Here is a 20,869-nt window from a genome sequence, read left to right on the forward strand (position 1 = left end):
AAGCTTCGAATTGCATCTATATAGCAGTTGCCTGGTCTACTCTTGTCCACTCCTTCATACATTGTACTAGTGGATGAGGGAGGGACGATGATGAAGCGAATCGGGCTAGCCATGTTGTTGTCGCTCGCCTTTTTATGGCCAGCGCCCATTGGCGCGGCTGGACAAACAAACGGTTGGGAGCAGTTGGACGATATTTCCGACGAGGCGCTGCAATTGGCGAAAAACGGTCGTTTTGCCGAAGCAAAAGAAGTGCTCCGCTATTTTTCCGAGCGGTTTTTCGCCCTTGGGGCAAAAGAACGGTTGAAATCGGCCGATGAATTGCGGGCGGTGACCGTGACGCACGAGCAGGCAGTCAAGGCGATGACGGCGCCGATCTCCGCGGAAGACAAAGTGGCGGCGATCACCCAGTTTCGCCTTGTTGTTGACGCCATCCATTCGACATACCAGCCGCTTTGGACGGAGATGGAGCCGGCTGTCATGGAGGCGTTTGCCGCGGTCGAAAAGGCGGCACAACAAGGCGAGCAGAAAGCGTATGCCGCTGCCCTCCGCCAGTTGCTTGACCGCTATACATTGATCGAGCCGAGTGTGAAAATCGACGTGCCGCCGGATATCGCGACAAAGGTCGATGACGATCTTGAGGCGTTGCAGGCCGCCGCGTTTTGGCAACGCGGCGAAGACGAGCAGCGTGAGCAACTCGCCGATGCGCGTCAAGATCTTGAAGCGCTGTTTGCCGGGGTGAAAAAGGACGAAGCTGATCCGTCGCTGATTTGGGTGATGATTTCCACTGGCGGAGTGATCGTGTTGACGCTGACGTACGTTGGCTGGCGGAAGTACAAAGGAGAAAAGGAAGAGAAGCGGGCGCGGCAGCCGGAAGACTAAGCACCGGCGCTTTTTGCGAGGGGGAAACATTTCCCCCTCTTTTTTGTTTTCCCGTCGCTTTGTGCAAGCACCGCCCCGGCACTTTCAAGCGGCGCTTGCCGGGCTTGTCCCGGTTGGGCTTTCGCGCCAGCGGCTTTTCATGGTTCCAGCGGCCGCTTTTGTTCATCGAGCGTAAACCCTTCGCCGAGCACATCATGCACATCGGTGACGGCGACGAACGCATGCGGATCAACGGATATAATGACACTTTTTAAGCGCGGCAGTTCGTTTTTGGCGACGACGCAATACAAGACGTCGCGGTCGCGCTTCGTATATGAGCCGCGCCCTTTCAGCACGGTGACGCCGCGCTCCATCTCTGTCAAGATCCGGTTGGCGATCTCTTCGCTTTTTTCTGAGATGATGGTCGCCCCTTTTGCCGCATAGCCGCCTTCCTGCAGAAAATCAATGACCCGGGCGGCGATAAAGACGGCGACCAACGTATACATCGCCTCGCGGTATGACAGGTAAAGAAGAAGCGACAACGTGATGACGGTGGCGTCAAAGGCAAACATCGTTTTGCCCATGCTGATGCCTTTATATTTATGGACGAGGCGGGCGATAATATCGACGCCTCCGGTTGTGCCGCCGTAGCGGAAAATAATGCCGAGGCCGACGCCGATAAAGACGCCGGCAAACAAGGCGGCGAGCGTCATGTCATGTCGAAGCGGCATATGAATCATGTAGCGTTGAAAGATGGACAAAAAGACGGAAACGGCGACCGTGCCGATGACGGTATAGAGAAACGTCTGGCGGCCGAGCAGCTTCCAGCCGATGAAAAAGAGCGGAATGTTGAGCGCCAAGTTGGTGATCGCTGGATCCAGTCCGAACAAAAAATAAAGAAGAAGCGTAATGCCGGTAAACCCGCCTTCCGCCAAATTGTTTTGCATGTTGAAATGAACGAGCCCGAAGGCGAAAATGGCGGCGCCAAGCAAAATAAACAGGCAGTTTTTGATCTTTAGTCCAAAAATCATACCGTCCCTCCGTCCGCAAAAATAGTCGGCGCCCTTAATTATAGAGGAACTTGTCCATATAGGCAATGACGAGCGAAAACGGACGGAATTGACAGCGGGCGAAAACATTTGTCAAATGCGCCGCTTTTCGCTAACATGAAAACAGGCGAGGTGACAAGCCATGCAGGAGAAAACGATGAAACAAATGCAACAGGAAGTGGATGACTATATCAGTCAATTCAAAGAAGGCTATTTCAGCCCGCTCGCCATGCTGGCGCGGCTGACGGAAGAGCTCGGCGAGCTGGCGCGCGAGGTGAACCATTACTACGGGGAAAAACCGAAAAAGGCGACCGAACAAGAAAAAACGGTGGAAGAAGAGCTGGGCGATTTGCTGTTTGTGCTCATTTGCTTCGCCAATTCGCTCGGCATTGATTTGCAGGCGGCGCACGACCGGGTGATGGACAAGTTTCGCACCCGCGACCGCGACCGCTGGACGCGGAAGGAGGAAGGATCATGACGATTCGCATTGTCATCGCGGGGCCGCGCGGCCGCATGGGCCGAGAAGCGGTTGCGCTCGTGCAGCAAACCGATCACTTTGAACTGGCTGCGGTCATCGACCGCCGTTACGATGGACAAAATTTAGCGGAGATCGACGGATTTTCCGGCGTCAACGCCCCGATTTACACCGATGCGGCCCGCTGTTTTGCCGAGGTGAAGCCGGATGTATTGATCGATTTGACAACGCCGGAAGCCGGAAAGCGGCACACCGAGCTGGCGCTGCGTTACGGCGTTCGTCCGGTCGTCGGCACGACTGGATTTACGCCGGAAGATATCGAGCGGCTCACCAAGCTGGCGGAAGAGAAAGAAATCGGCGCCATCATTGCGCCGAACTTTGCCGTCGGAGCGGTGTTGATGATGAAATTCGCCCGCATGGCGGCCAAATATTTCACTGATGTGGAAATCATTGAATTGCACCATGATCAAAAGCTTGACGCACCGTCCGGAACGGCGTTGAAGACGGCGCAGCTCATTGCCGAAGTGCGACCGTCGAAAAAGCAAGGCCACCCGAACGAAAAGGAAACGCTTGCTGGCGCGCGCGGCGCGGAATATGACGGCATCCCGATCCACAGCGTCCGTCTGCCGGGCTTTGTCGCTCATCAAGAAGTGATTTTCGGCGGCAACGGCCAGACGTTGACGATCCGCCACGATTCGTTCGACCGCCGCTCGTTTATGTCCGGGGTGAAGCTGGCAGTGGAAACGGTGATGCATTTACATACGCTTGTCTATGGGCTGGAGCATATTTTGGAATAGTGTGCAAACTGCGCAAACGGGGGAGAATGGAATGAAAATCGCGTTAATTGCCCATGACCAAAAAAAGGAAGAGATGGTCGCATTTGCGACCGCCTATGCGCCTGTGCTTGCCAACCATGAATTGTACGCCACCGGCACGACCGGCTTGCGCATCCAGGAGGCGACCGGTCTTCCCGTTCATCGCTTCCAATCAGGGCCGTACGGAGGCGACCAAGAAATCGGGGCGATGATCGCCCGCAATGAAATGGATCTGGTCATTTTTTTCCGCGATCCGCTCACCGCCCAGCCGCATGAGCCGGACATCAGCGCATTGATGCGGCTTTGCGACGTCTATGCCGTGCCGTTGGCGACGAACATCGGCACGGCCGAGCTGCTCATCCGCGCGTTGGAGCGCGGCGATTTGGCATGGCGCAGCATTGTGCGCGGCCAAACAAAAGGCGGGGAGGAATCGAAAACAGAAAGGTGACAGCGATGAAGGAAACGTGTGACTTGTTGGCGTTCGGCGCCCATCCGGATGATGTCGAAATCGGCATGGGAGGGACGATCGCCAAATACGTACGCCGTGGGTACCGTATTGTCATTTGTGACTTGACGCAAGCCGAGCTGTCGTCCAACGGCACGGTCGACGAGCGGCAGAGAGAGGCGGCCGAGGCGGCCCGCCGGCTCGGTGTATCCGAGCGGTTCAATCTTGGGCTGCCTGACCGCGGCCTTTATGTCGAGGAAGAGGCGATCCGCCAGATCACAGCGGTCATCCGCCGCTGCCGGCCGCGCCTTGTATTCGCCCCCTATTGGGAAGATCGACATCCGGATCACGGGCGATGCGCCCGCCTTGTCGAGGAAGCGGTCTTTTCCGCCGGCATCCGCCGCTATGGCGCCGGAGAGCTTGGCGATGCGCACCGCGTTCGGGCGGTGTATTATTATATGATCAATGCCTTTTGCCGCCCGCATTTTCTCATCGATATTAGCGAAACGATCGATGACAAGCTGGACAGCCTGCGCGCGTACGAAAGCCAGTTTCAAAAACGGCCTGGCTCGGTTGACACCCCGCTGACCAACGGCTACATCGAGATGATTGAAAGCCGCGAGCGCTGGTTCGGTCAACAAATCGGCGCGGCGTATGCGGAAGGGTTTTTGACGAAAACGCCGATTCATCTTTCCAATTTGTTTGAGGAGGAGCGATGAAGCTGAAAATCGGGATTGTTTGCTATCCGACGGTCGGGGGCTCCGGAGTGGTCGCCACTGAGCTTGGCAAGCTGCTGGCGGAGCGGGGGCATGAGATTCACTTTATCTCATCGAGCATGCCGTTTCGTTTGAATAAAGTGTACGGCAACATTTATTATCATGAAGTCAGTGTCAACCAATATTCCGTCTTTCAATACCCGCCGTACGATTTGGCATTGGCAAGCAAAATTGCTGAGGTGGCAAAGCGGGAACGGCTCGATGTGCTTCATGCCCATTACGCCGTTCCTCATGCCGTCTGTGCGGTGTTGGCGCGGCAAATGGTCGGCGAGCTGCCGATCATCACGACGCTGCACGGCACGGATATCACCGTGTTAGGCTATGATCCGTCGCTTTCCGATATGATCAAATTTGGCATCGAGCAGTCGGATATCGTTACGGCGGTGTCTGACGCCCTTGCCCGGCAGACGTATGAACTGCTCGATGTGCAAGCGACGATCCATACCGTCTACAATTTTGTCGATGAACGCGTCTACCGTCGCCGGGAAGCGGGCCATTTACGGCGCGAGTACGGCATTCGCGACGATGAACGAGTTGTGATCCATGTCTCGAATTTCCGGAAAGTGAAGCGTGTGCCTGATGTAGTGAGAGCGTTTGCCATCGTGCGCCGGCACGTGCCAGCCAAGCTCTTGCTTGTCGGCGACGGTCCGGAAATGACCGTCGTCTGCCGGCTTGTGAAAGAGCTTGGGCTGCAAGATGATGTCCGCTTTTTAGGAAAACAGGATAAACTCGAAGAGCTGTATTCGATCAGTGATGTGATGATGCTTTTGTCGGAAAAAGAAAGCTTCGGGCTCGTATTGCTTGAAGCGATGGCGTGCGGCGTTCCGTGCATCGGCACGGCCATCGGCGGGATTCCGGAAGTGATTGAGGATGGGAAAACCGGGTTTTTATGCCCGCTTGGCGATGTCAAAGAGGCGGCAAGACAGGCGATGGCGCTGTTGACAGACTGCCGGTTGCACTCTGAGATGGCAAGACAGGCGGTGCAAACGGTCGAGCGCAAGTTCCGCTCGGCCGACATCGTCGGCCAGTATGAACAGCTGTACGCTTCGCTTGCGGCAAGGAAGGTGAAACGATGAAACCGCCGTTTGAACAGGCGCTCGGCATTATCCGACAATTGAAGCGGCATGGCTATGAGGCGTATTTTGTCGGCGGCGCGGTGCGCGACTTGTTGATCGGGCGTGCGATCGGCGACGTCGATATCGCGACAAGCGCTCTGCCGGAAGAAGTGATGCGCTTGTTTCCGAAAACGATCGACGTCGGTTCGAAACACGGCACGGTCGTCGTCGTGCATGAAGGAACGGCGTACGAAGTGACGACATTCCGCACGGACGGCGATTATGAAGACCATCGCCGTCCGGAGTCGGTGACGTTCGTTCGTTCGCTTGAGGAAGACTTAAAGCGCCGCGATTTCACGATGAACGCCATCGCCATGGATGAACGCGGAACGATCATTGATCCGTTTGGCGGACAAGAGGCGATCGAGCGGCGGCTCATTTGCACGGTCGGGGCGGCGGACGAACGGTTTCGCGAAGATGCGCTCCGCATGATGCGGGCTGTTCGCTTCGTCAGCCAACTTGGATTTGCCCTTGCTGAGGACACGAAGCGGGCGATCGTCCAAAACGCACCGCTTATGGCCCACATTTCTGTCGAACGGATGACCATGGAAATGGAAAAACTGCTCGCCGGTCCGTTCGTTGCCGAAGCACTGCCGCTGTTGGCCGATACCGGGCTGTTCGCTTATTTGCCTGGGCTGGCCGAAAAAGAGCAGCTGCTGCGCTCGGCCGCCGCCTTTCGCTGGCCGTGGCTTACAAAGCGCGAAGAGCGCTGGGCGCTTCTTTGCCGCGCGCTTGATGTCAAAGACATTCGTCCGTTTTTGCGCGCCTGGAAGCTTCCCAACAAAGTAATCGATGAAGCTGGCGCCATTTTGGCGGCGCTCGATGATGTCCCTAGGCCGGAGGCGTGGACGAACGAACAGTTGTTTTTGGCCGGCCTCGAGCGAGCGCTATCGGTTGAAGCGGTGCGCGCCGCGCTTTGCGGCGCGCCGTCTGAACCTCATCATGAGGAGCTCCGCCGCCGCTTTGCGGCGCTGCCGATCAAAACGAAAGGGGAGCTTGCCGTCAACGGGAAAGACGTCATTCGCTGGGCTGGAAAACCGGCCGGTCCGTGGGTGAAAGAGACGCTGGATGCCATCTGGCGGGCGGTCGTCAGCAGCGAAGTCGAAAATGAGAAGGAGCGGATTTACGCATGGCTCATGGAGCGCAATCGGACACACGAAAAAAACTGTTAGAGTTGTTTGCCGAAGCGAACGGCGAGTTTTTGTCCGGGCAAAAAATCAGCGAACAGCTCGGCTGTTCGCGGGCGGCGGTATGGAAGCATATCGAGGAGCTGCGCAAAGAAGGATTTGAACTCGAAGCAGTGCGCCGCCTTGGCTACCGGATTATCAGCACGCCGGATAAAGTGACGGCCAACGAAATCCAGCTCGGCTTAAAAACGGAAAAACTTGGCCACGCGATCCACTTTTTTGACGAAGTCGATTCGACGCAGCGCATTGCGGCAAGGCTCGCGTATGAAGGGGCGCCGGAAGGAACGCTCGTCGTCGCGGAAGAGCAAAAGGCCGGGCGCGGGCGTTTGGATCGGAAATGGTTTTCCCCAAAAGGGACGGGCATTTGGATGAGCCTCATTTTGCGGCCGGCCATCCCGCCGCAGCGGGCGCCGCAGCTGACACTGCTTGCCGCGGTGGCCGTCAGCCAGGCGATTCAGGAAGTGACCGGGCTTGTCCCAGACATTAAATGGCCGAATGACATTTTGCTTGACGGCAGAAAGTGCGTCGGCATTTTAACGGAGCTGCAAGCCGACCCTGACCGCGTCCATTCGGTCATCATCGGCATCGGCATCAACGTCAACCAAACGATCGAGCAGTTTCCGGAGGATATCCGGGCCATCGCGACATCGCTGGCCATTGAAAAGGGCGGGCCCGTAAAGCGCGCCCCGCTCATTCAAGAAATTTTGTTCCGGCTTGAGCGGCTGTATGAGCAATATTTGGCGCATGGCTTCCGTCCGATTAAGCTTCTTTGGGAAGGGTACGCCGTTTCGATCGGCAAGCCGGTGACAGCGAGAACGCTGAACGGCGTGATTCGCGGCATCGCCCGCGGCATCACTGACGACGGGCTGCTCATCCTTGAAGATGAGCAAAAGAACATCCATTACATCCATTCTGCCGATATTCAGTTCTAATTTGCCACTAGAAAAATTGTAACAATTTTGTTAAAATACAAAGCGAGGAAAAGGGCAGTATCTTTCGCAAGAAGAACTGCACCGAGGCCGACAGCACGAATAGGTGAAGGAAATGATCTGCCTTGATCCTTTTTTGAAGGACTAGGACAGAGGGATGAACGAAACCGACGGCGGTTTTATGGCGTCCTTCTTTCTCAAGGCGGGAAAGAAGGACGTTTTGTTTCGGGCGGTTCATCTCCTCTGCAGTCAAAGAGGAGGGAACGAAAATGAAAGCGAAAACCGATTTTTTCCACATGAAGCAGGCGGGCGAGCCGATCGTGATGGTGACCGCCTACGATTTTCCGTCCGCGAAGCTTGCCGAGCAAGCCGGCGTCGACATGATTTTGGTCGGCGATTCGCTCGGCATGGTTGTGCTCGGGTATGATTCAACGATCCCGGTGACGGTCGATGATATGATCCACCATACGAAGGCGGTTCGCCGCGGTGCGCCGAACACGTTTATTGTCACCGATATGCCGTTTATGTCGTACCATGCGTCCAAAGAAGAGGCGCTGCAAAACGCCCGCCGCATCATGCAAGAGTCAGGGGCGAACGCCGTTAAAGTCGAAGGGGCGGATGAAGTCGTCGACATGATTGCCGCGCTGACGAAAGCCGGCGTGCCGGTCGTTGCCCATCTCGGGTTGACGCCGCAATCGGTCGGCGTTCTTGGCGGCTATAAAGTGCAAGGCAAAGATGCCGAAAGTGCGAAAAAGCTGCTCGATGATGCGAAACAATGCGAGCAGGCGGGAGCGATCGCCCTTGTCTTAGAGTGTGTTCCGAAGCAGCTCGGGGCGGCCATGGCCCGGGAACTCACCATTCCCGTCATCGGCATCGGCGCTGGGGCGGAAGTCGACGGTCAAGTGCTCGTGTATCACGATTTGCTTGGCTACGGTGTCACCCGCGTGCCGAAGTTTGTGAAACAATACGCGTCCATCCAAGAGACGATCGTCGAGGCGTTAGCCAACTACGTCGCTGATGTCAAACTGCGCCAGTTCCCGGAGCCGGCGCACACGTTTACGATGAAGGAAGAAGAATGGGTGGCGCTTTACGGAGGAAAGCAAGGATGATCGTGATGGATCAGATTGCAGCGATGCAGGCGCTCATGCGCCAATATCGCCGTGAAGGAAAGACGATCGGGTTCGTTCCGACGATGGGCTATTTGCATGAAGGGCATACCTCCCTCATCGATCGGGCGCGCGCGGAAAACGACATCGTCGTCCTAAGCGTTTTCGTCAACCCGCTTCAGTTCGGACCGAACGAAGACTTTGCCCGCTATCCGCGCGATTTCGAGCGCGACCGGCGCATCGCCGAACAGCATGGAGTCGACGTCTTGTTCCATCCGGAAGCGGACGAGATGTATCCGGAGCCGCTTACCGTACGAGCGATCGTTCAAGCGCGCGCCGACGTGCTGTGCGGACGGTCGCGCCCCGGCCATTTTGACGGCGTGGCGACGGTGCTCATTAAGCTGTTCAACATTGTTATGCCCGACCGCGCGTACTTTGGGATGAAAGATGCCCAACAGGTGGCGGTCGTCGACGGCTTGATCCGCGATCTCAATTTTCCGATCGAGCTCGTGCCGGTGCCGACGGTCCGCGAGGCGGACGGGCTGGCGAAAAGCTCGCGCAACGTCTATTTGTCGCCGCAAGAACGGAGTGAGGCGCCGGCGCTGTATGCAGCGCTTCAAGCGGCCGCTTCCGCCGTCGAACGAGGAGAGCGGAGCGCAGCGGCCATCCGCCGGATGGTTAGAGAGCATATTGAAGCGCATACGCACGCTGAGATCGATTATGTCGAAGTATGTTCATATCCGGATTTGACGCCGCTTGAGACGCTCGCCGGGACAGTGCTGATCGCTGTCGCCGTCCGATTTGCGAGCGCCCGGTTGATCGACAATATCATGATTGAGTTGCCCAAAACCGGCGAACAAGGGGATGGAAAGGGGGAGCAAGCATGTTTCGCACGCTCATGAACGCCAAAATTCACCGCGCTCGTGTAACAGAGGCCAATCTCGATTACGTCGGCAGCATTACGATCGATGAAGATATTTTGGATGCCGTCGGCATTGTGGCTAATGAAAAAGTACAGGTAGTGAACAATAATAATGGAGCCCGTTTTGAAACATACGTCATCCCCGGTGAGCGCGGCAGCGGCGTCTTTTGCCTAAACGGCGCCGCCGCCCGCCTTGTGCAAAAAGGGGACGTTATTATCGTCATCTCATATGTGCTCGTTCCAGAGGAAAAAATCGCCGCCCATCGACCGAAAATCGCGATTATGGACGAAAACAACCGGATTGTGCAGCTCATCGCCGAAGAGCCGGCGCATACGGTTTTATGAGGGCAAAAAGGGGCTTTCCGCCCCTTTTCGTTTTGAGGTGATCGTTTATGGCAACGCGCTTTGTCATCATTGACTTGGAGACAACCGGAAATGGGCCGAAAAAAGGCGATCGGATCATCCAGCTCGGCATGGCGGTCGTCGAAGATGGCCTGATTGTCGAACGGTTTGCCAGCTTTTTTAACCCGGAACGGCCCATTCCGCTGTTCATTCAGCAGCTGACGAACATCAACGAACAGATGGTCGAAGGAGCGCCGCTGTTTGCTGACAAGGCGGGCGAGATCGCCGCCTTGATGCACGGTGCTTACTTTGTCGCCCATAACGTCGACTTTGATTTGCCGTTTTTGCAGGCCGAGCTTGAACGGGCTGGCTGGCCGCCGTTTTCCGGTCCGACGATCGATACGGTCGAGCTCGCCCGCATCGTGTTGCCGACTGCCGAAAGCTATAAGCTCGGCGATTTGGCGAGGCAGCTCGGCCTCCACCACAATCGTCCGCATCAAGCGGACAGCGATGCGGAAGTGACCGCCAAGCTGTTCATTGCCTTGCTCAAGCGGCTCTCCCGTCTGCCGCTTATGACGCTTGAGCAACTGCGCGGTCTTGCCCGCCACTTGAAAAGCGATATTTACTTGCTCCTTGATGCGGTCATCGCCAAAAAGCGGAACAAGGCGCCGGCCGACCGCGCTGTCGCCGTATACCGAGGCATTGCGTTGAAACAACCGGCGCCGGAGCCAGATGAGAGCGATCGGCGCCCCGCTTTGGCTTCGTTCGCTGCCTTTTGCGAACAGGAGCCGCCCCTTCCGCTTCCCGGCTACAAGCGGCGCGCGGGGCAGTGGGAGATGATGCGGCTCGTTTATGAGGCGCTGTCGACGTCCCAGCACGCGCTCATTGAAGCAGGGACCGGACTTGGCAAATCGCTCGCCTATTTGATTCCCGCTGCTTTTTTTGCCTGTGAGCAGCAAGAGCGGGTCGTCATCAGCACGCATACCCTCCAGCTGCAGGAGCAGCTCATTCGCCGCGATTGGCCGGTATTGCGGCAAATCGCGCCGTTTCCGCTCCGCGTTGCCGTTTTGAAAGGGAAGCAAAATTACTTATCCCTTGACAAGTTCGCTTCGTTTTTGTCGGAGCCGTCTGACACGTACGATGCGGCTCTCTTGAAGTGCCAGGTGCTCGTTTGGCTGCTTGAGACCGACAGCGGCGACTTGGACGAATTGAATGTGTCATCCGGCGCCCGTCTCCTATTGTCCGCGCTTGCCATCGGCGAAGAGGAAGACGGCGGGCGGCATCATTTTTTCGCCCGGGCGAAAGAGCGCTCCGAACGGGCGGATGTGGTCATTACCAACCATGCGCTTTTGCTTCATGATTTGACCGGCCCGGCGCCGCTTTTGCCGCCGTTTCGCCATCTGATCATCGATGAGGCGCATCGGCTTGAAGATGCCGCCGCCCGGTGTTTTGGCGAGCAGATTGGCTATGTGTCGTTTCGCCTGCTGACCGCCAAAATCGCGCAGACGATCGCGAAATGGGTAGAAGCAGAACAGGACGCACCGAATGGGGCTCTTGTCCGTTGCCAGCAACGCCTTGAGGAGCTGCAGTTTGAAGGGGACGAGCTGTTCCGCCTGTTGCGCCGCTATGCGTTGGACAAAAAGCCGGCTCGCGCTGGACGTTGCCGCTATCGCTTTTCGCCGACGGACGAACAGAGCCGGGCGTGGCAGGCGGCGGTGGAGTTATGCTGGCGCCTGCGCGATTTGGCGGCGGCGCTATCCGCTGAAGCGAAGCCGCTTCTATCCGCTGATACGAGTGGCGATTTCCCACCATCCGCCTTGCTGTCGGCTGATTTGGCGGCTCTCAACCGGCAAATGGCTGCGCTCGTGCGTTTGCTGACCGAAAAGGAGCCGGGTGTCGTCCGGTGGATCGAAGCGGACGAAAAAGGGGCGGCGAACGCTGTCCGCCTTTACTCGCAGCCGGTTGACCTTGCTGACTTTTTCGCCGATCAACTGTTTATGAAAAAACGGAGCGTCGTTTTGACGTCGGCGACGCTCACTGTCCGCGGCCGGTTCACGTATATGGCGGCGCGTCTCGGTCTTGAGGATTTTTATCCACTTTGCCGCTCGTTTCCGTCGCCGTTTCGTTACGAGGAGCAGGCCGCGCTCTTCGTGCCGGCGGACATGCCGCTCGTTTCTGCCGTGCCGCTTGAAGATTACGCCGAAGCGGTCGCCGCTTCGGTGCTTGCGATCGCCCGACGCCTCGGACGGCGGGTGCTTGTGTTGTTCCCTTCGTATGAACTGTTGAAACTGACGGTTGATGCGTTGAAGACGGAGGAAGAAGGCGAGCCGTTTGTTTTGATCGCTCAAGGGGTGCAAAGCGGCAGTCCGGCAAAGCTCTTGCGGACGTTTTTGCAGTTTGAGCATGCGGTGTTGTTTGGGACGAGCAGCTTTTGGGAAGGGGTCGATCTGCCAGGTTCAGCGCTCGATGTGCTTGTCATCGCCCGCTTGCCGTTTGCGCCCCCGGACGATCCCGTGATGGAGGCAAAAAGCGAGCGCATTCGCCTAGAAGGCGGCGATCCGTTTTCCGAGCTGGCGCTTCCTGAGGCGGTGCTTCGTTTTAAGCAAGGGTTTGGGCGCCTCATTCGCACTGAAGACGACAAAGGAGCCGTATTTGTGCTGGATCGGCGGCTGATGGCTTCCCCGTACGGCGCGGATTTTCTCGCTTCCTTGCCGCCGCTTTCGATGCATGAAGGCGCGCTTTCTGAGCTGCTCGACAAGGCGGAAACTTGGCTTTCTTAAAGCGCGCTTTATGTTTCATAAAGATGGACGAAACGGCGCAATCTAAAGGTGTCAGGCGGCAAAAAAACCCGCATGAAGCGGGGGCAAAGAAGCAAATTGGCGTTGACGGTGTAGGCGGGCAAATTTGTTATGAAATGATCGGACAAACCTGCTATAATAGGGAAGAAGCACAACTGCGATGACAGTTTGCGCCTTGCCGTTTGGATTTGTCGGCTTGGCCGCAGAGGTGCGAAGAAGCACGCCTTTGATGTCACCTTCGCTGTATTTGTATTGTTGCCGGAGCCGCCGGCGTGTATAAGTAACAAAATTTGCGCCGCACAGGAGGAAACGACGAAAATGGAAAGCAAAATCGAAGTGCTCGCTACCGTCAAAGTTCAGCACTCCGACGACTTGTACAAAATTGTCGACTGCTTGAACCGAACGCTAAAGCGCGACAATTTGATGTTTGGCCTTGCCTTGGATGAAAACGACAAGCGCCAGGCCATCTTTACGATTTATCGGACGTGATCACGATGAAAAAGTGGGGTTGGTTCACTCTGCTTTTTTTGGATTCCTCATTTGGCAGGCATGGTCGATTTATGACGAGGCGATGGCGCCCAAACGGCTGATGGTGGAACATGCGTTGGCGCGGGCGAAGGAAGCCGCCGGGCTTGCTGATGTGAAGAAAGTCTATACATATTATGGCGACGAAGCGTGCACCGTATTCATCGGAAGAACAAAACAAGGGAAAGCGGTCGTCGTTTGGGTGCCTGAAAAAGAGGAGAATGTCGTCGTCAAGGGCGTGGACAGCGGCATCAGCGAGGCGGAAGCGCGCGCCATTTTGCAACGCGACCGCCGACCGCGGCGCATCATCGACGCGACGCTTGGCATGGAAAAAGGCGTGCCTCTTTGGGAGTTGACATATATTGATGCGGAAGGAAGGTATTCGTTTTATTACCTTCACTTTGCGGATGGGGCCTTCCTGAAGAGGTACAGTTTTCAACAGTGAGGACGTGAGGGGGAAGAAGCGATGAAACTGGCAAAACGGGTGGCGTCGCTGACGCCATCGGCGACATTGGCCATTACGGCGAAAGCAAAGGAACTGAAAGCGGCCGGATACGACGTGATCGGCCTTGGGGCCGGCGAACCGGATTTCAACACGCCCCAGCACATTATCGCGGCGGCCATCAAGGCGATGAATGAAGGGCATACGAAATATACGCCATCAGGCGGGCTGCCGGCGCTGAAAGAGGAAATCATCAAAAAGTTTGCCCGCGATCAAGGGCTTTCGTACGAGCCGGCGGAAATCATCGTCTGTGTCGGGGCGAAGCATGCGCTTTATACGCTCTTTCAAGTGCTGCTTGATGAAGGCGATGAGGTCATCATTCCGACGCCGTATTGGGTGAGCTACCCGGAACAAGTGAAGCTGGCTGGCGGCGTTCCGGTTTACGTTGAAGGGCTGGAAGAAAACGACTTTAAAATGACGCCGGATCAGCTGAAACAGGCGATTACCCCGAAGACGAAGGCGGTGATTATCAACTCCCCGAGCAATCCGACCGGCATGATTTATACGGCCGAGGAGCTGAAAGCGCTCGGGGAAGTATGCTTGGCGCATGGCGTGTTGATCGTTTCGGACGAAATTTATGAAAAATTGATTTACGGCGGGGCGAAACATGTGTCGATCGCCGAACTGTCGCCGGAGCTGAAGGAGCAGACGATCATCATCAACGGCGTATCGAAATCGCACTCGATGACAGGGTGGCGCATCGGCTACGCGGCTGGACCGAAAGACATCATTCAAGCGATGACCGATTTAGCAAGCCATAGCACATCGAATCCGACATCGATCGCTCAATATGCGGCCATTGCCGCCTACAGCGGGCCGCAGGAGCCGGTCGAACAAATGCGCCAAGCGTTTGAAAAGCGGCTTGACATCATTTATAACAAGCTTGTGCAAATTCCAGGCTTCACCTGCATCAAACCGCAAGGAGCGTTTTATTTGTTCCCGAACGCCCGAAAGGCGGCGGATATGGCCGGATGCCGCACGGTCGACGAGTTCGTCGCCGTCTTGTTGGAGGAAGCGAAAGTCGCGCTTGTGCCTGGTTCTGGGTTTGGGGCGCCAGATTACGTCCGCTTGTCGTACGCGACCTCGCTTGAGGCGCTCGAGACAGCGATCGAACGCATCCGCCGGTTTATGGAGGCGCGGGCCTAAGGCGCTTTGCGCCAAGGTGTCAGAGTGGAAAGAAAAGGGCGGCTTTGTTTGGCGCAAAGCCGCTTTTTCCGCGTCGGTCTGTCGGCTGGCTCCGGGCGGCTGCGCCGAAGGGCGATTGGTGGGGGCAGCATCGTTTTGCGCTGCTTTGGCTGGTCGTTGCCGTGACGCCGACGGAACGGTATAATAGCGAATGATGGACGTGTCGATTATTGGAGGGAATCAGTGCGTGAAAACGACGACGATTGCGGAAGTGAATCAATACGTAGGACAACAAGTGACGATCGGCGCTTGGCTCGCGAACAAGCGCTCAAGCGGGAAAATCGTCTTTTTGCAGCTGCGCGACGGCACTGGCTTTATTCAAGGCGTCGTCGAAAAGGCGAACGTCTCGGAAGAGGTGTTTCAACGCGCAAAAACATTGACGCAAGAAACGTCGCTCTATGTGACGGGCACGGTGCGCATCGACGAGCGCTCCCCATTTGGCTACGAGCTGTCGGTTGCCGATTTGCAAGTCATTCAAGAAGCAGTTGACTATCCGATTACGCCGAAAGAGCATGGCGTCGAATTTTTGATGGACCATCGCCACCTTTGGCTTCGGTCGCGGCGCCAGCACGCGATCATGAAAATTCGCAACGAAATTATCCGGGCGACGTATGAGTTTTTCAACGACCGCGGGTTTGTGAAAGTCGACGCCCCGATTTTGACTGGCAGCGCACCGGAAGGAACGACCGAACTGTTTCATACGAAATATTTTGATGAGGATGCCTATTTGTCGCAAAGCGGCCAGCTCTACATGGAAGCGGCGGCGATGGCGCTCGGCAAAGTGTTCTCATTCGGCCCGACGTTCCGCGCCGAAAAATCGAAAACACGCCGCCATTTGATCGAGTTTTGGATGGTGGAGCCGGAAATGGCGTTTTATGAGTTTGAAGACAATTTGCGGTTGCAAGAAGAGTACGTCTCCTACCTTGTGCAGTCGGTGCTCGAGCGCTGCCGGCTTGAACTCGGGCGGCTCGGGCGCGACGTGTCGAAGCTTGAGCTGGTCAAACCGCCGTTTCCGCGCCTAACGTATGATGAGGCGATCAAGCTGCTTCATGAAAAAGGATTGACCGACATCGAGTGGGGCGATGACTTCGGTGCGCCGCATGAGACGGCCATCGCCGAAAGTTTTGACAAACCGGTGTTCATCACCCACTATCCGACCTCTTTGAAGCCGTTTTATATGCAGCCGGACCCGAACCGCCCCGACGTTGTGCTATGCGCCGATTTGATTGCGCCGGAAGGATACGGGGAAATCATTGGCGGCTCGGAACGGATTCACGATTATGAGCTGCTCAAGCGCCGCCTTGAAGAGCACCATTTGCCGCTTGAAGCGTATGAATGGTATTTGGATTTGCGCAAATACGGTTCTGTGCCGCATTCAGGGTTCGGGCTCGGCTTGGAGCGCACTGTCGCTTGGATTTGCGGCGTCGAACATGTGCGCGAGACGATTCCGTTCCCGCGGCTGCTCAACCGGCTTTATCCGTAAAAAACCCCCTGCAAAAAGGGGGTTTTTTCGCCGCCGTCATGTTATACTATAGTTGAGGTGCATCGGCATGGAAAAGAAAAAGGTGGCCGAATGGCTGGCGCAAGGAAGCATCGCCGTCCCGAAGCTGTTGCTTGGCCACTACAAGCAGCTTGGGTTGGGCGAGGGGGAGCTCGTCTTGCTTTTGCATATGCAGTCGTTTTTCGAAGAAGGCGTCTTGTTTCCGACGCCGGCCGAGCTGGCCGAAAGAATGACGGTCTCGGCAGCGGAATGCATGGAGATGGTGCGTCGGCTCTTGCAAAAAGGGATGATCGCGATTGAAGAGCATACGGATGAACAAGGCATTCGCAACGAAAAATATACGCTTGAACCGCTTTGGGAGAAGCTCGTGCATCATTTGTACACCCAGGCGGCTCAACAGGGGGAACTCGGCCGGCAGGAGGAAGAGGAGAGCTTATACACCGTTTTTGAGCAGGAGTTTGGCCGCCCGCTCTCCCCGTTCGAGTGTGAAACGCTTGCGATGTGGATCGATCAAGACGGCCATGAGCCGGCCATCATTAAAGCGGCGCTGCGCGAAGCGGTGCTGTCGGGGAAGTTGAATTTCCGCTACATCGATCGCATCTTGTTTGAATGGAAAAAGAACGGCATTCGCACGATTGAACAGGCGCACGACTACGGCAAAAAGTTTCGCAAGCCGTCCTCCCGTTCGGCGAAACAGACGGCGGGAGAATTTAAACAGACGATCCCGTTTTTCAATTGGCTCGACTCGTAACGAGAGGCGCTGTCTCTCGTTTTTGTTTGTCCAAAAATGGCCAATCGAACCGGTAAAAGGCGTCGTTTTGTTCGGGCCAATATGGCAATAAGGAGGAGACGAGGTGCTGACAAAGCAACAAATCCGCTACTGTTTGGATGAGATGGCCAAAATGTTTCCAGATGCGCATTGCGAGCTTTTGCACCGCAATCCGTTTGAGCTGCTGATTGCGGTTGTTTTGTCGGCGCAATGCACCGATGCGCTCGTCAACAAGGTGACGAAACGGCTGTTTGAAAAATATCGGACGCCGCACGATTATATTGCGGTGCCGCTTGAGGAGCTCGAGCAAGATATCCGCTCAATCGGCTTATATCGGAACAAAGCGCGAAACATTCAAAAGCTGTGCGCGATGTTGATTGACAAGTACAACGGCGAAGTGCCGCGCGACCGCGATGAGTTGATGAAGTTGCCGGGCGTCGGGCGGAAGACGGCGAACGTCGTTGTGTCCGTTGCGTTCGGCGTGCCGGCCATCGCTGTTGATACACACGTCGAGCGCGTCAGCAAACGGCTTGGCTTTTGCCGCTGGGACGACTCGGTTTTGGAAGTCGAGAAGACGCTGATGAAAATCATTCCAAAAGAAGAATGGTCGATCACCCACCACCGAATGATTTTTTTCGGCCGCTACCATTGCAAGGCGCAGTCTCCGCAATGTCCGTCATGTCCTCTTCTTCATTTATGCCGTGAAGGAAAAAAACGGATGCGAAAACGGGAGGAAAAAGCGGCAAATCAGAAGTGAACGGAACCGCGAAAGGGCTTGGTGAAGAAGGGCCAGCAGCATGCCGGTCGGTCATGAAAAAACGGATGGCGCAAAAGCCATCCGTTTTTTGGGAATGCAGCTGTTATGGACGGGTGCCAAGACCCGCTCCGGATCCGTTTTTTAACGGCGGGGAGACAGGCGGCGTTCCGCTGTTTGCACCCGTTCCACTGTTCGTTCCGTTCGTTTGGCCGCTGTTGTTCGTTCCTTGGTTGTTTGTTCCATCCGTTTGGCCATTGTTTTGGTTGGCCCCGCCGCTGTTGCCATTTTCTTGTCCGCCGCTTGCGCCGCCGTTTTGTTCATTGTTGTTTCCCTGACCGTTTTCGTTTCCGTTATTCCCGCTGTTGCCTTGATCGGTGCCGCCGTTTTGCCCGCCGCTGCCTTGGCTGTCATCCCCCGGTTGTTGTGGCACGGGAGTTTGATCTTCTCCGCCGGGGACATGAACGCTGGCTATGGCCGGTTTGCTCATTCGTTCGCCGTCTTTTGCGTACACGGCGATTGTGTACGTCCATCCTGGCGTCGGATTGGAAATCGTGATCGAACGGTCTTTTGTGGTGATCGTATTCGTTTGACCTTGGCCATCTTTGACGCGCACCTCGAAGATCGTCTCATCGGTTTGCTCATCGTATGACCACGAAACCGAGATGGCGTTCGCCGCTTGGTCGTACACAGCGGTCAACCCTTTCACCGCCGGCAGTTCTTCCGGCACGTCGTTCGCCGTCTCCGTCGGCTCAGTGCCGCGCACGAACAATTCATACGTAATTTCGCTTTCCGGCGTGTATTTGCCGGCGAGCTTCGGCGGGTTTGTGCCTTTTTTGATCGGCAGCTTGACGACGCTGTCCGGCTGTTTGAATTCCCCACTACCGTCATCGATGTGGGACATGATGTCTCTGAGCAAATATTTCGGGATTTTCTGCTCATATTTATCAAGCTTTGCCGTGCTGCTTCGCTTGCTGAAGCCGACCCAAATGGCCGCCGTATAGTTTGGCGTATAGCCGACAATCCAGCTGTCCGGCACATCGTCCCGGTCAAGGCCGAATTTTGCTCCATCTTTCCCATAGTTCGTCGTCCCTGTTTTGCCTGCGAGCTCAAGTCCTGGAACATTGGCCAATTGACCTGTTCCGGAGCGGATGACAGACTTCAGCACGTCCGTGATCATGTAGGCGGTATAGTCGTGCATCACTCGTTTTGGTTTGGGTTGCAAATCCATTTCCGTGCCGTCCGGGAAGACGATTTTTGTCACGGCATATGGCTTCGTATAGACGCCGTTATTACCAAAAGCAGTGTACGCTCCAGCCATTTGCAGCACCGATACGTAGCGGGATACTCCGCCGATAGCGTAAGGCTCATATACTTCATCAAAGCCCATGCCGAGTCGGTTAGCGAACTCCATCGCCCGCTCTTTGCCGACGGCTTGATAGGTTTTGAGAGCCGGAATGTTGTATGACCACGTGAGAGCTTTGCGCAATGTCACCGGCCCAGCGTATTTTCCGCCGGCGTTGCGGATCGGCGTGCCGTCCGAATACGTATACGGCTCGTCAACAAGAATGTGCGCGGTTGACCATTTTAAATATTCAATCGCCGGGCCATAGTCCAAAATCGGCTTGATCGTTGAACCGGGCTGGCCGACCGGTTGGATTGCGTAGTTGAAGCCGAATTCGATATTGTCGCGATGGCGACCGCCGCCTAACGCGCGAATGGCGCCTGTTTTGGTGTCGACGACGGCGATGCCGGATTGCAAATCCTTCTTATTGGTAAAGTATTTGTCAGAGTTTAATAGCTTTTCTACGTATGTTTGAACGTTTTGATCGAGCGTTGTATAAATTTTCAGCCCATCTTCAAAGACGTTGACGTTCGCTTTGTCGGTCACTTCTTTGATTACTTCGTCAATGAAGGCGTCATATGGTACATCATTTTGCGATTTTTTCCGTTTTGTCAGCATCGATTGAATCGGGACTTGTTTCGCTTTTTCCGCTTCTTCCTGGCTGATAAAGCCATGTTTCACCATAAGCGACAATACCGTATCGCGCCGTTTTTTTGCCGCCTCTGGATGGTCATACGGATTATACCGGTTTGGACTTTGCGGCATGCCGGCAAGCAAGGCTGCTTCCGGAAGAGTGAGCTTTTTCAAGTCCGTCTTGCCAAAATAATATTCGGCGGCGCGAGCGACGCCATAAATGCCGTCTGAATAATAAATTTTGTTCAAGTACATTTCCAAAATTTCATGCTTCGAATATTTTTGTTCCAGCTGCAGTGCCAGCCAAGCTTCTTGCGCTTTCCGTTCCAGCGTTTTTTTGGATGAGAGAAACGTCATTTTGACGACTTGCTGGGTGATCGTGCTGCCGCCTTCTGCACCAAATCCTTCCTTGATGTTGGCGAGGACGGCGCCGGCCAAGCGGACGATGTCGATCCCGTGGTGTTCATAAAAGCGGGCGTCCTCTGTTGCCAAGACGGCATCTTCAAGCACTTTCGGCACGTCTTTATACGAAATGTACGTTCGCTTGTAGCCGCCAAGCTCCGCTACTTGTTTTCCATTCATATCGTACAAGACGGAAGAAAGCGGATCTTTAATTTTGGCCTCATCCAGCGGAGGAGCGTCCTTAACGAAATAGGCGAAAGTGGCAATACCCCCGATGGCGCCAAGGACCATCATCAGCAATATCGCAATGGCGATGGTTTTTTAACCACGATCTTCCTCGTTTCGTTTTCGCTTTCTTCTGTTTCGTTTGTTTCGCTGCCTGCTTTCGTTCTACGCGAGAACGATATTCACCAGACATAAGCAAATCCTGCCTTTC

At 55.6% G+C, this 20,869-nt stretch carries 19 protein-coding genes and 2 pseudogenes; 19 read left to right on the forward strand and 2 right to left on the reverse strand.

The genetic code is table 11. From position 1 onward, the window contains the following. The first annotated feature begins 90 nt into the window (after positions 1-90). On the forward strand, positions 91-879 hold the full coding sequence (gene ypjB / locus ACVX3G_RS09635) for a sporulation protein YpjB (protein ID WP_013524124.1): 789 nt from the start codon (positions 91-93) through the stop codon (positions 877-879). 137 nt (positions 880-1,016) lie between these two features. On the opposite strand, the gene ACVX3G_RS09640 is transcribed toward ypjB, so the two are convergent. Further along, entirely contained in the window at positions 1,017-1,889 is an 873-nt protein-coding gene (locus ACVX3G_RS09640) for a YitT family protein (RefSeq protein WP_011231672.1), read from the reverse strand. A 160-nt stretch (positions 1,890-2,049) separates the two neighbouring features. Here ACVX3G_RS09640 and ACVX3G_RS09645 point away from each other — a divergent pair, with 160 nt between their 5' ends. The 18 genes and pseudogenes from ACVX3G_RS09645 (at position 2,050) to nth (ending at position 18,056) form a co-directional block, all read left to right on the forward strand. Continuing rightward, positions 2,050-2,385 (forward strand): nucleotide pyrophosphohydrolase, encoded by a 336-nt coding sequence (locus ACVX3G_RS09645; RefSeq protein WP_011231671.1) that lies wholly within the window; start codon positions 2,050-2,052, stop codon positions 2,383-2,385. Then, complete coding sequence (gene dapB / locus ACVX3G_RS09650) at positions 2,382-3,179, forward strand: 4-hydroxy-tetrahydrodipicolinate reductase (protein ID WP_013524123.1); 798 nt, start codon at positions 2,382-2,384, stop codon at positions 3,177-3,179. Before ACVX3G_RS09645 ends, dapB begins: the two co-directional genes overlap by 4 nt. Before the next feature lie 31 nt (positions 3,180-3,210). Continuing rightward, entirely contained in the window at positions 3,211-3,645 is a 435-nt protein-coding gene (locus ACVX3G_RS09655) for a methylglyoxal synthase (protein WP_011231669.1), read from the forward strand. A 5-nt stretch (positions 3,646-3,650) separates the two neighbouring features. Next, positions 3,651-4,361, forward strand: a complete 711-nt coding sequence (gene bshB1, locus ACVX3G_RS09660) for a bacillithiol biosynthesis deacetylase BshB1 (protein ID WP_033012340.1) — start codon at positions 3,651-3,653, stop codon at positions 4,359-4,361. Continuing rightward, positions 4,358-5,494, forward strand: coding sequence for an N-acetyl-alpha-D-glucosaminyl L-malate synthase BshA (bshA, locus tag ACVX3G_RS09665; protein ID WP_020278320.1), 1,137 nt, complete (start codon positions 4,358-4,360; stop codon positions 5,492-5,494). Before bshB1 ends, bshA begins: the two co-directional genes overlap by 4 nt. Next, complete coding sequence (locus ACVX3G_RS09670) at positions 5,491-6,705, forward strand: CCA tRNA nucleotidyltransferase (protein ID WP_014196193.1); 1,215 nt, start codon at positions 5,491-5,493, stop codon at positions 6,703-6,705. Before bshA ends, ACVX3G_RS09670 begins: the two co-directional genes overlap by 4 nt. Beyond that, complete coding sequence (locus ACVX3G_RS09675) at positions 6,663-7,652, forward strand: bifunctional biotin--[acetyl-CoA-carboxylase] synthetase/biotin operon repressor (RefSeq protein ID WP_015375256.1); 990 nt, start codon at positions 6,663-6,665, stop codon at positions 7,650-7,652. Before ACVX3G_RS09670 ends, ACVX3G_RS09675 begins: the two co-directional genes overlap by 43 nt. Before the next feature lie 266 nt (positions 7,653-7,918). Beyond that, positions 7,919-8,758 (forward strand): 3-methyl-2-oxobutanoate hydroxymethyltransferase, encoded by an 840-nt coding sequence (panB, locus tag ACVX3G_RS09680; protein WP_011231664.1) that lies wholly within the window; start codon positions 7,919-7,921, stop codon positions 8,756-8,758. Then, a complete protein-coding gene (gene panC, locus ACVX3G_RS09685) occupies positions 8,755-9,657 on the forward strand; it encodes a pantoate--beta-alanine ligase (protein WP_014196191.1) in 903 nt (300 codons plus the stop codon). The genes panB and panC overlap by 4 nt, the downstream gene beginning before the upstream one ends. Then, entirely contained in the window at positions 9,639-10,022 is a 384-nt protein-coding gene (gene panD, locus ACVX3G_RS09690) for an aspartate 1-decarboxylase (RefSeq protein ID WP_013144919.1), read from the forward strand. Before panC ends, panD begins: the two co-directional genes overlap by 19 nt. 47 nt (positions 10,023-10,069) lie before the next feature. Further along, positions 10,070-12,799 carry an ATP-dependent DNA helicase DinG gene (gene dinG / locus ACVX3G_RS09695; RefSeq protein ID WP_020278322.1) on the forward strand — a complete coding sequence of 910 codons (2,730 nt, stop codon included), beginning with the start codon at positions 10,070-10,072 and terminating at the stop codon, positions 12,797-12,799. Between the two features lie 336 nt (positions 12,800-13,135). Further along, positions 13,136-13,306 (forward strand): YpmA family protein, encoded by a 171-nt coding sequence (locus tag ACVX3G_RS09700; RefSeq protein ID WP_011231659.1) that lies wholly within the window; start codon positions 13,136-13,138, stop codon positions 13,304-13,306. A gap of 5 nt (positions 13,307-13,311) precedes the next feature. Then, a pseudogene (locus ACVX3G_RS09705) lies at positions 13,312-13,787 on the forward strand (cell wall elongation regulator TseB-like domain-containing protein). A 21-nt stretch (positions 13,788-13,808) separates the two neighbouring features. After that, a complete protein-coding gene (locus tag ACVX3G_RS09710; RefSeq protein ID WP_020278326.1) occupies positions 13,809-14,990 on the forward strand; it encodes a pyridoxal phosphate-dependent aminotransferase in 1,182 nt (393 codons plus the stop codon). 24 nt (positions 14,991-15,014) lie between these two features. Then, on the forward strand, positions 15,015-15,155 hold the full coding sequence (locus tag ACVX3G_RS09715) for a hypothetical protein (protein WP_020278327.1): 141 nt from the start codon (positions 15,015-15,017) through the stop codon (positions 15,153-15,155). A 28-nt stretch (positions 15,156-15,183) separates the two neighbouring features. Next, positions 15,184-16,512 carry an asparagine--tRNA ligase gene (gene asnS, locus ACVX3G_RS09720; RefSeq protein ID WP_020278328.1) on the forward strand — a complete coding sequence of 443 codons (1,329 nt, stop codon included), beginning with the start codon at positions 15,184-15,186 and terminating at the stop codon, positions 16,510-16,512. A gap of 67 nt (positions 16,513-16,579) precedes the next feature. Continuing rightward, a complete protein-coding gene (locus ACVX3G_RS09725) occupies positions 16,580-17,281 on the forward strand; it encodes a DnaD domain-containing protein (RefSeq protein WP_020278329.1) in 702 nt (233 codons plus the stop codon). A 103-nt stretch (positions 17,282-17,384) separates the two neighbouring features. Continuing rightward, positions 17,385-18,056, forward strand: coding sequence for an endonuclease III (gene nth / locus ACVX3G_RS09730; protein ID WP_014196182.1), 672 nt, complete (start codon positions 17,385-17,387; stop codon positions 18,054-18,056). Between the two features lie 103 nt (positions 18,057-18,159). Here the strand turns inward: nth and ACVX3G_RS09735 are convergent. Continuing rightward, a pseudogene (locus ACVX3G_RS09735) lies at positions 18,160-20,851 on the reverse strand (PBP1A family penicillin-binding protein). Between the last annotated feature and the right edge of the window lie 18 nt (positions 20,852-20,869).

The organism is Geobacillus sp. PLS 41 (genome assembly GCF_056494105.1).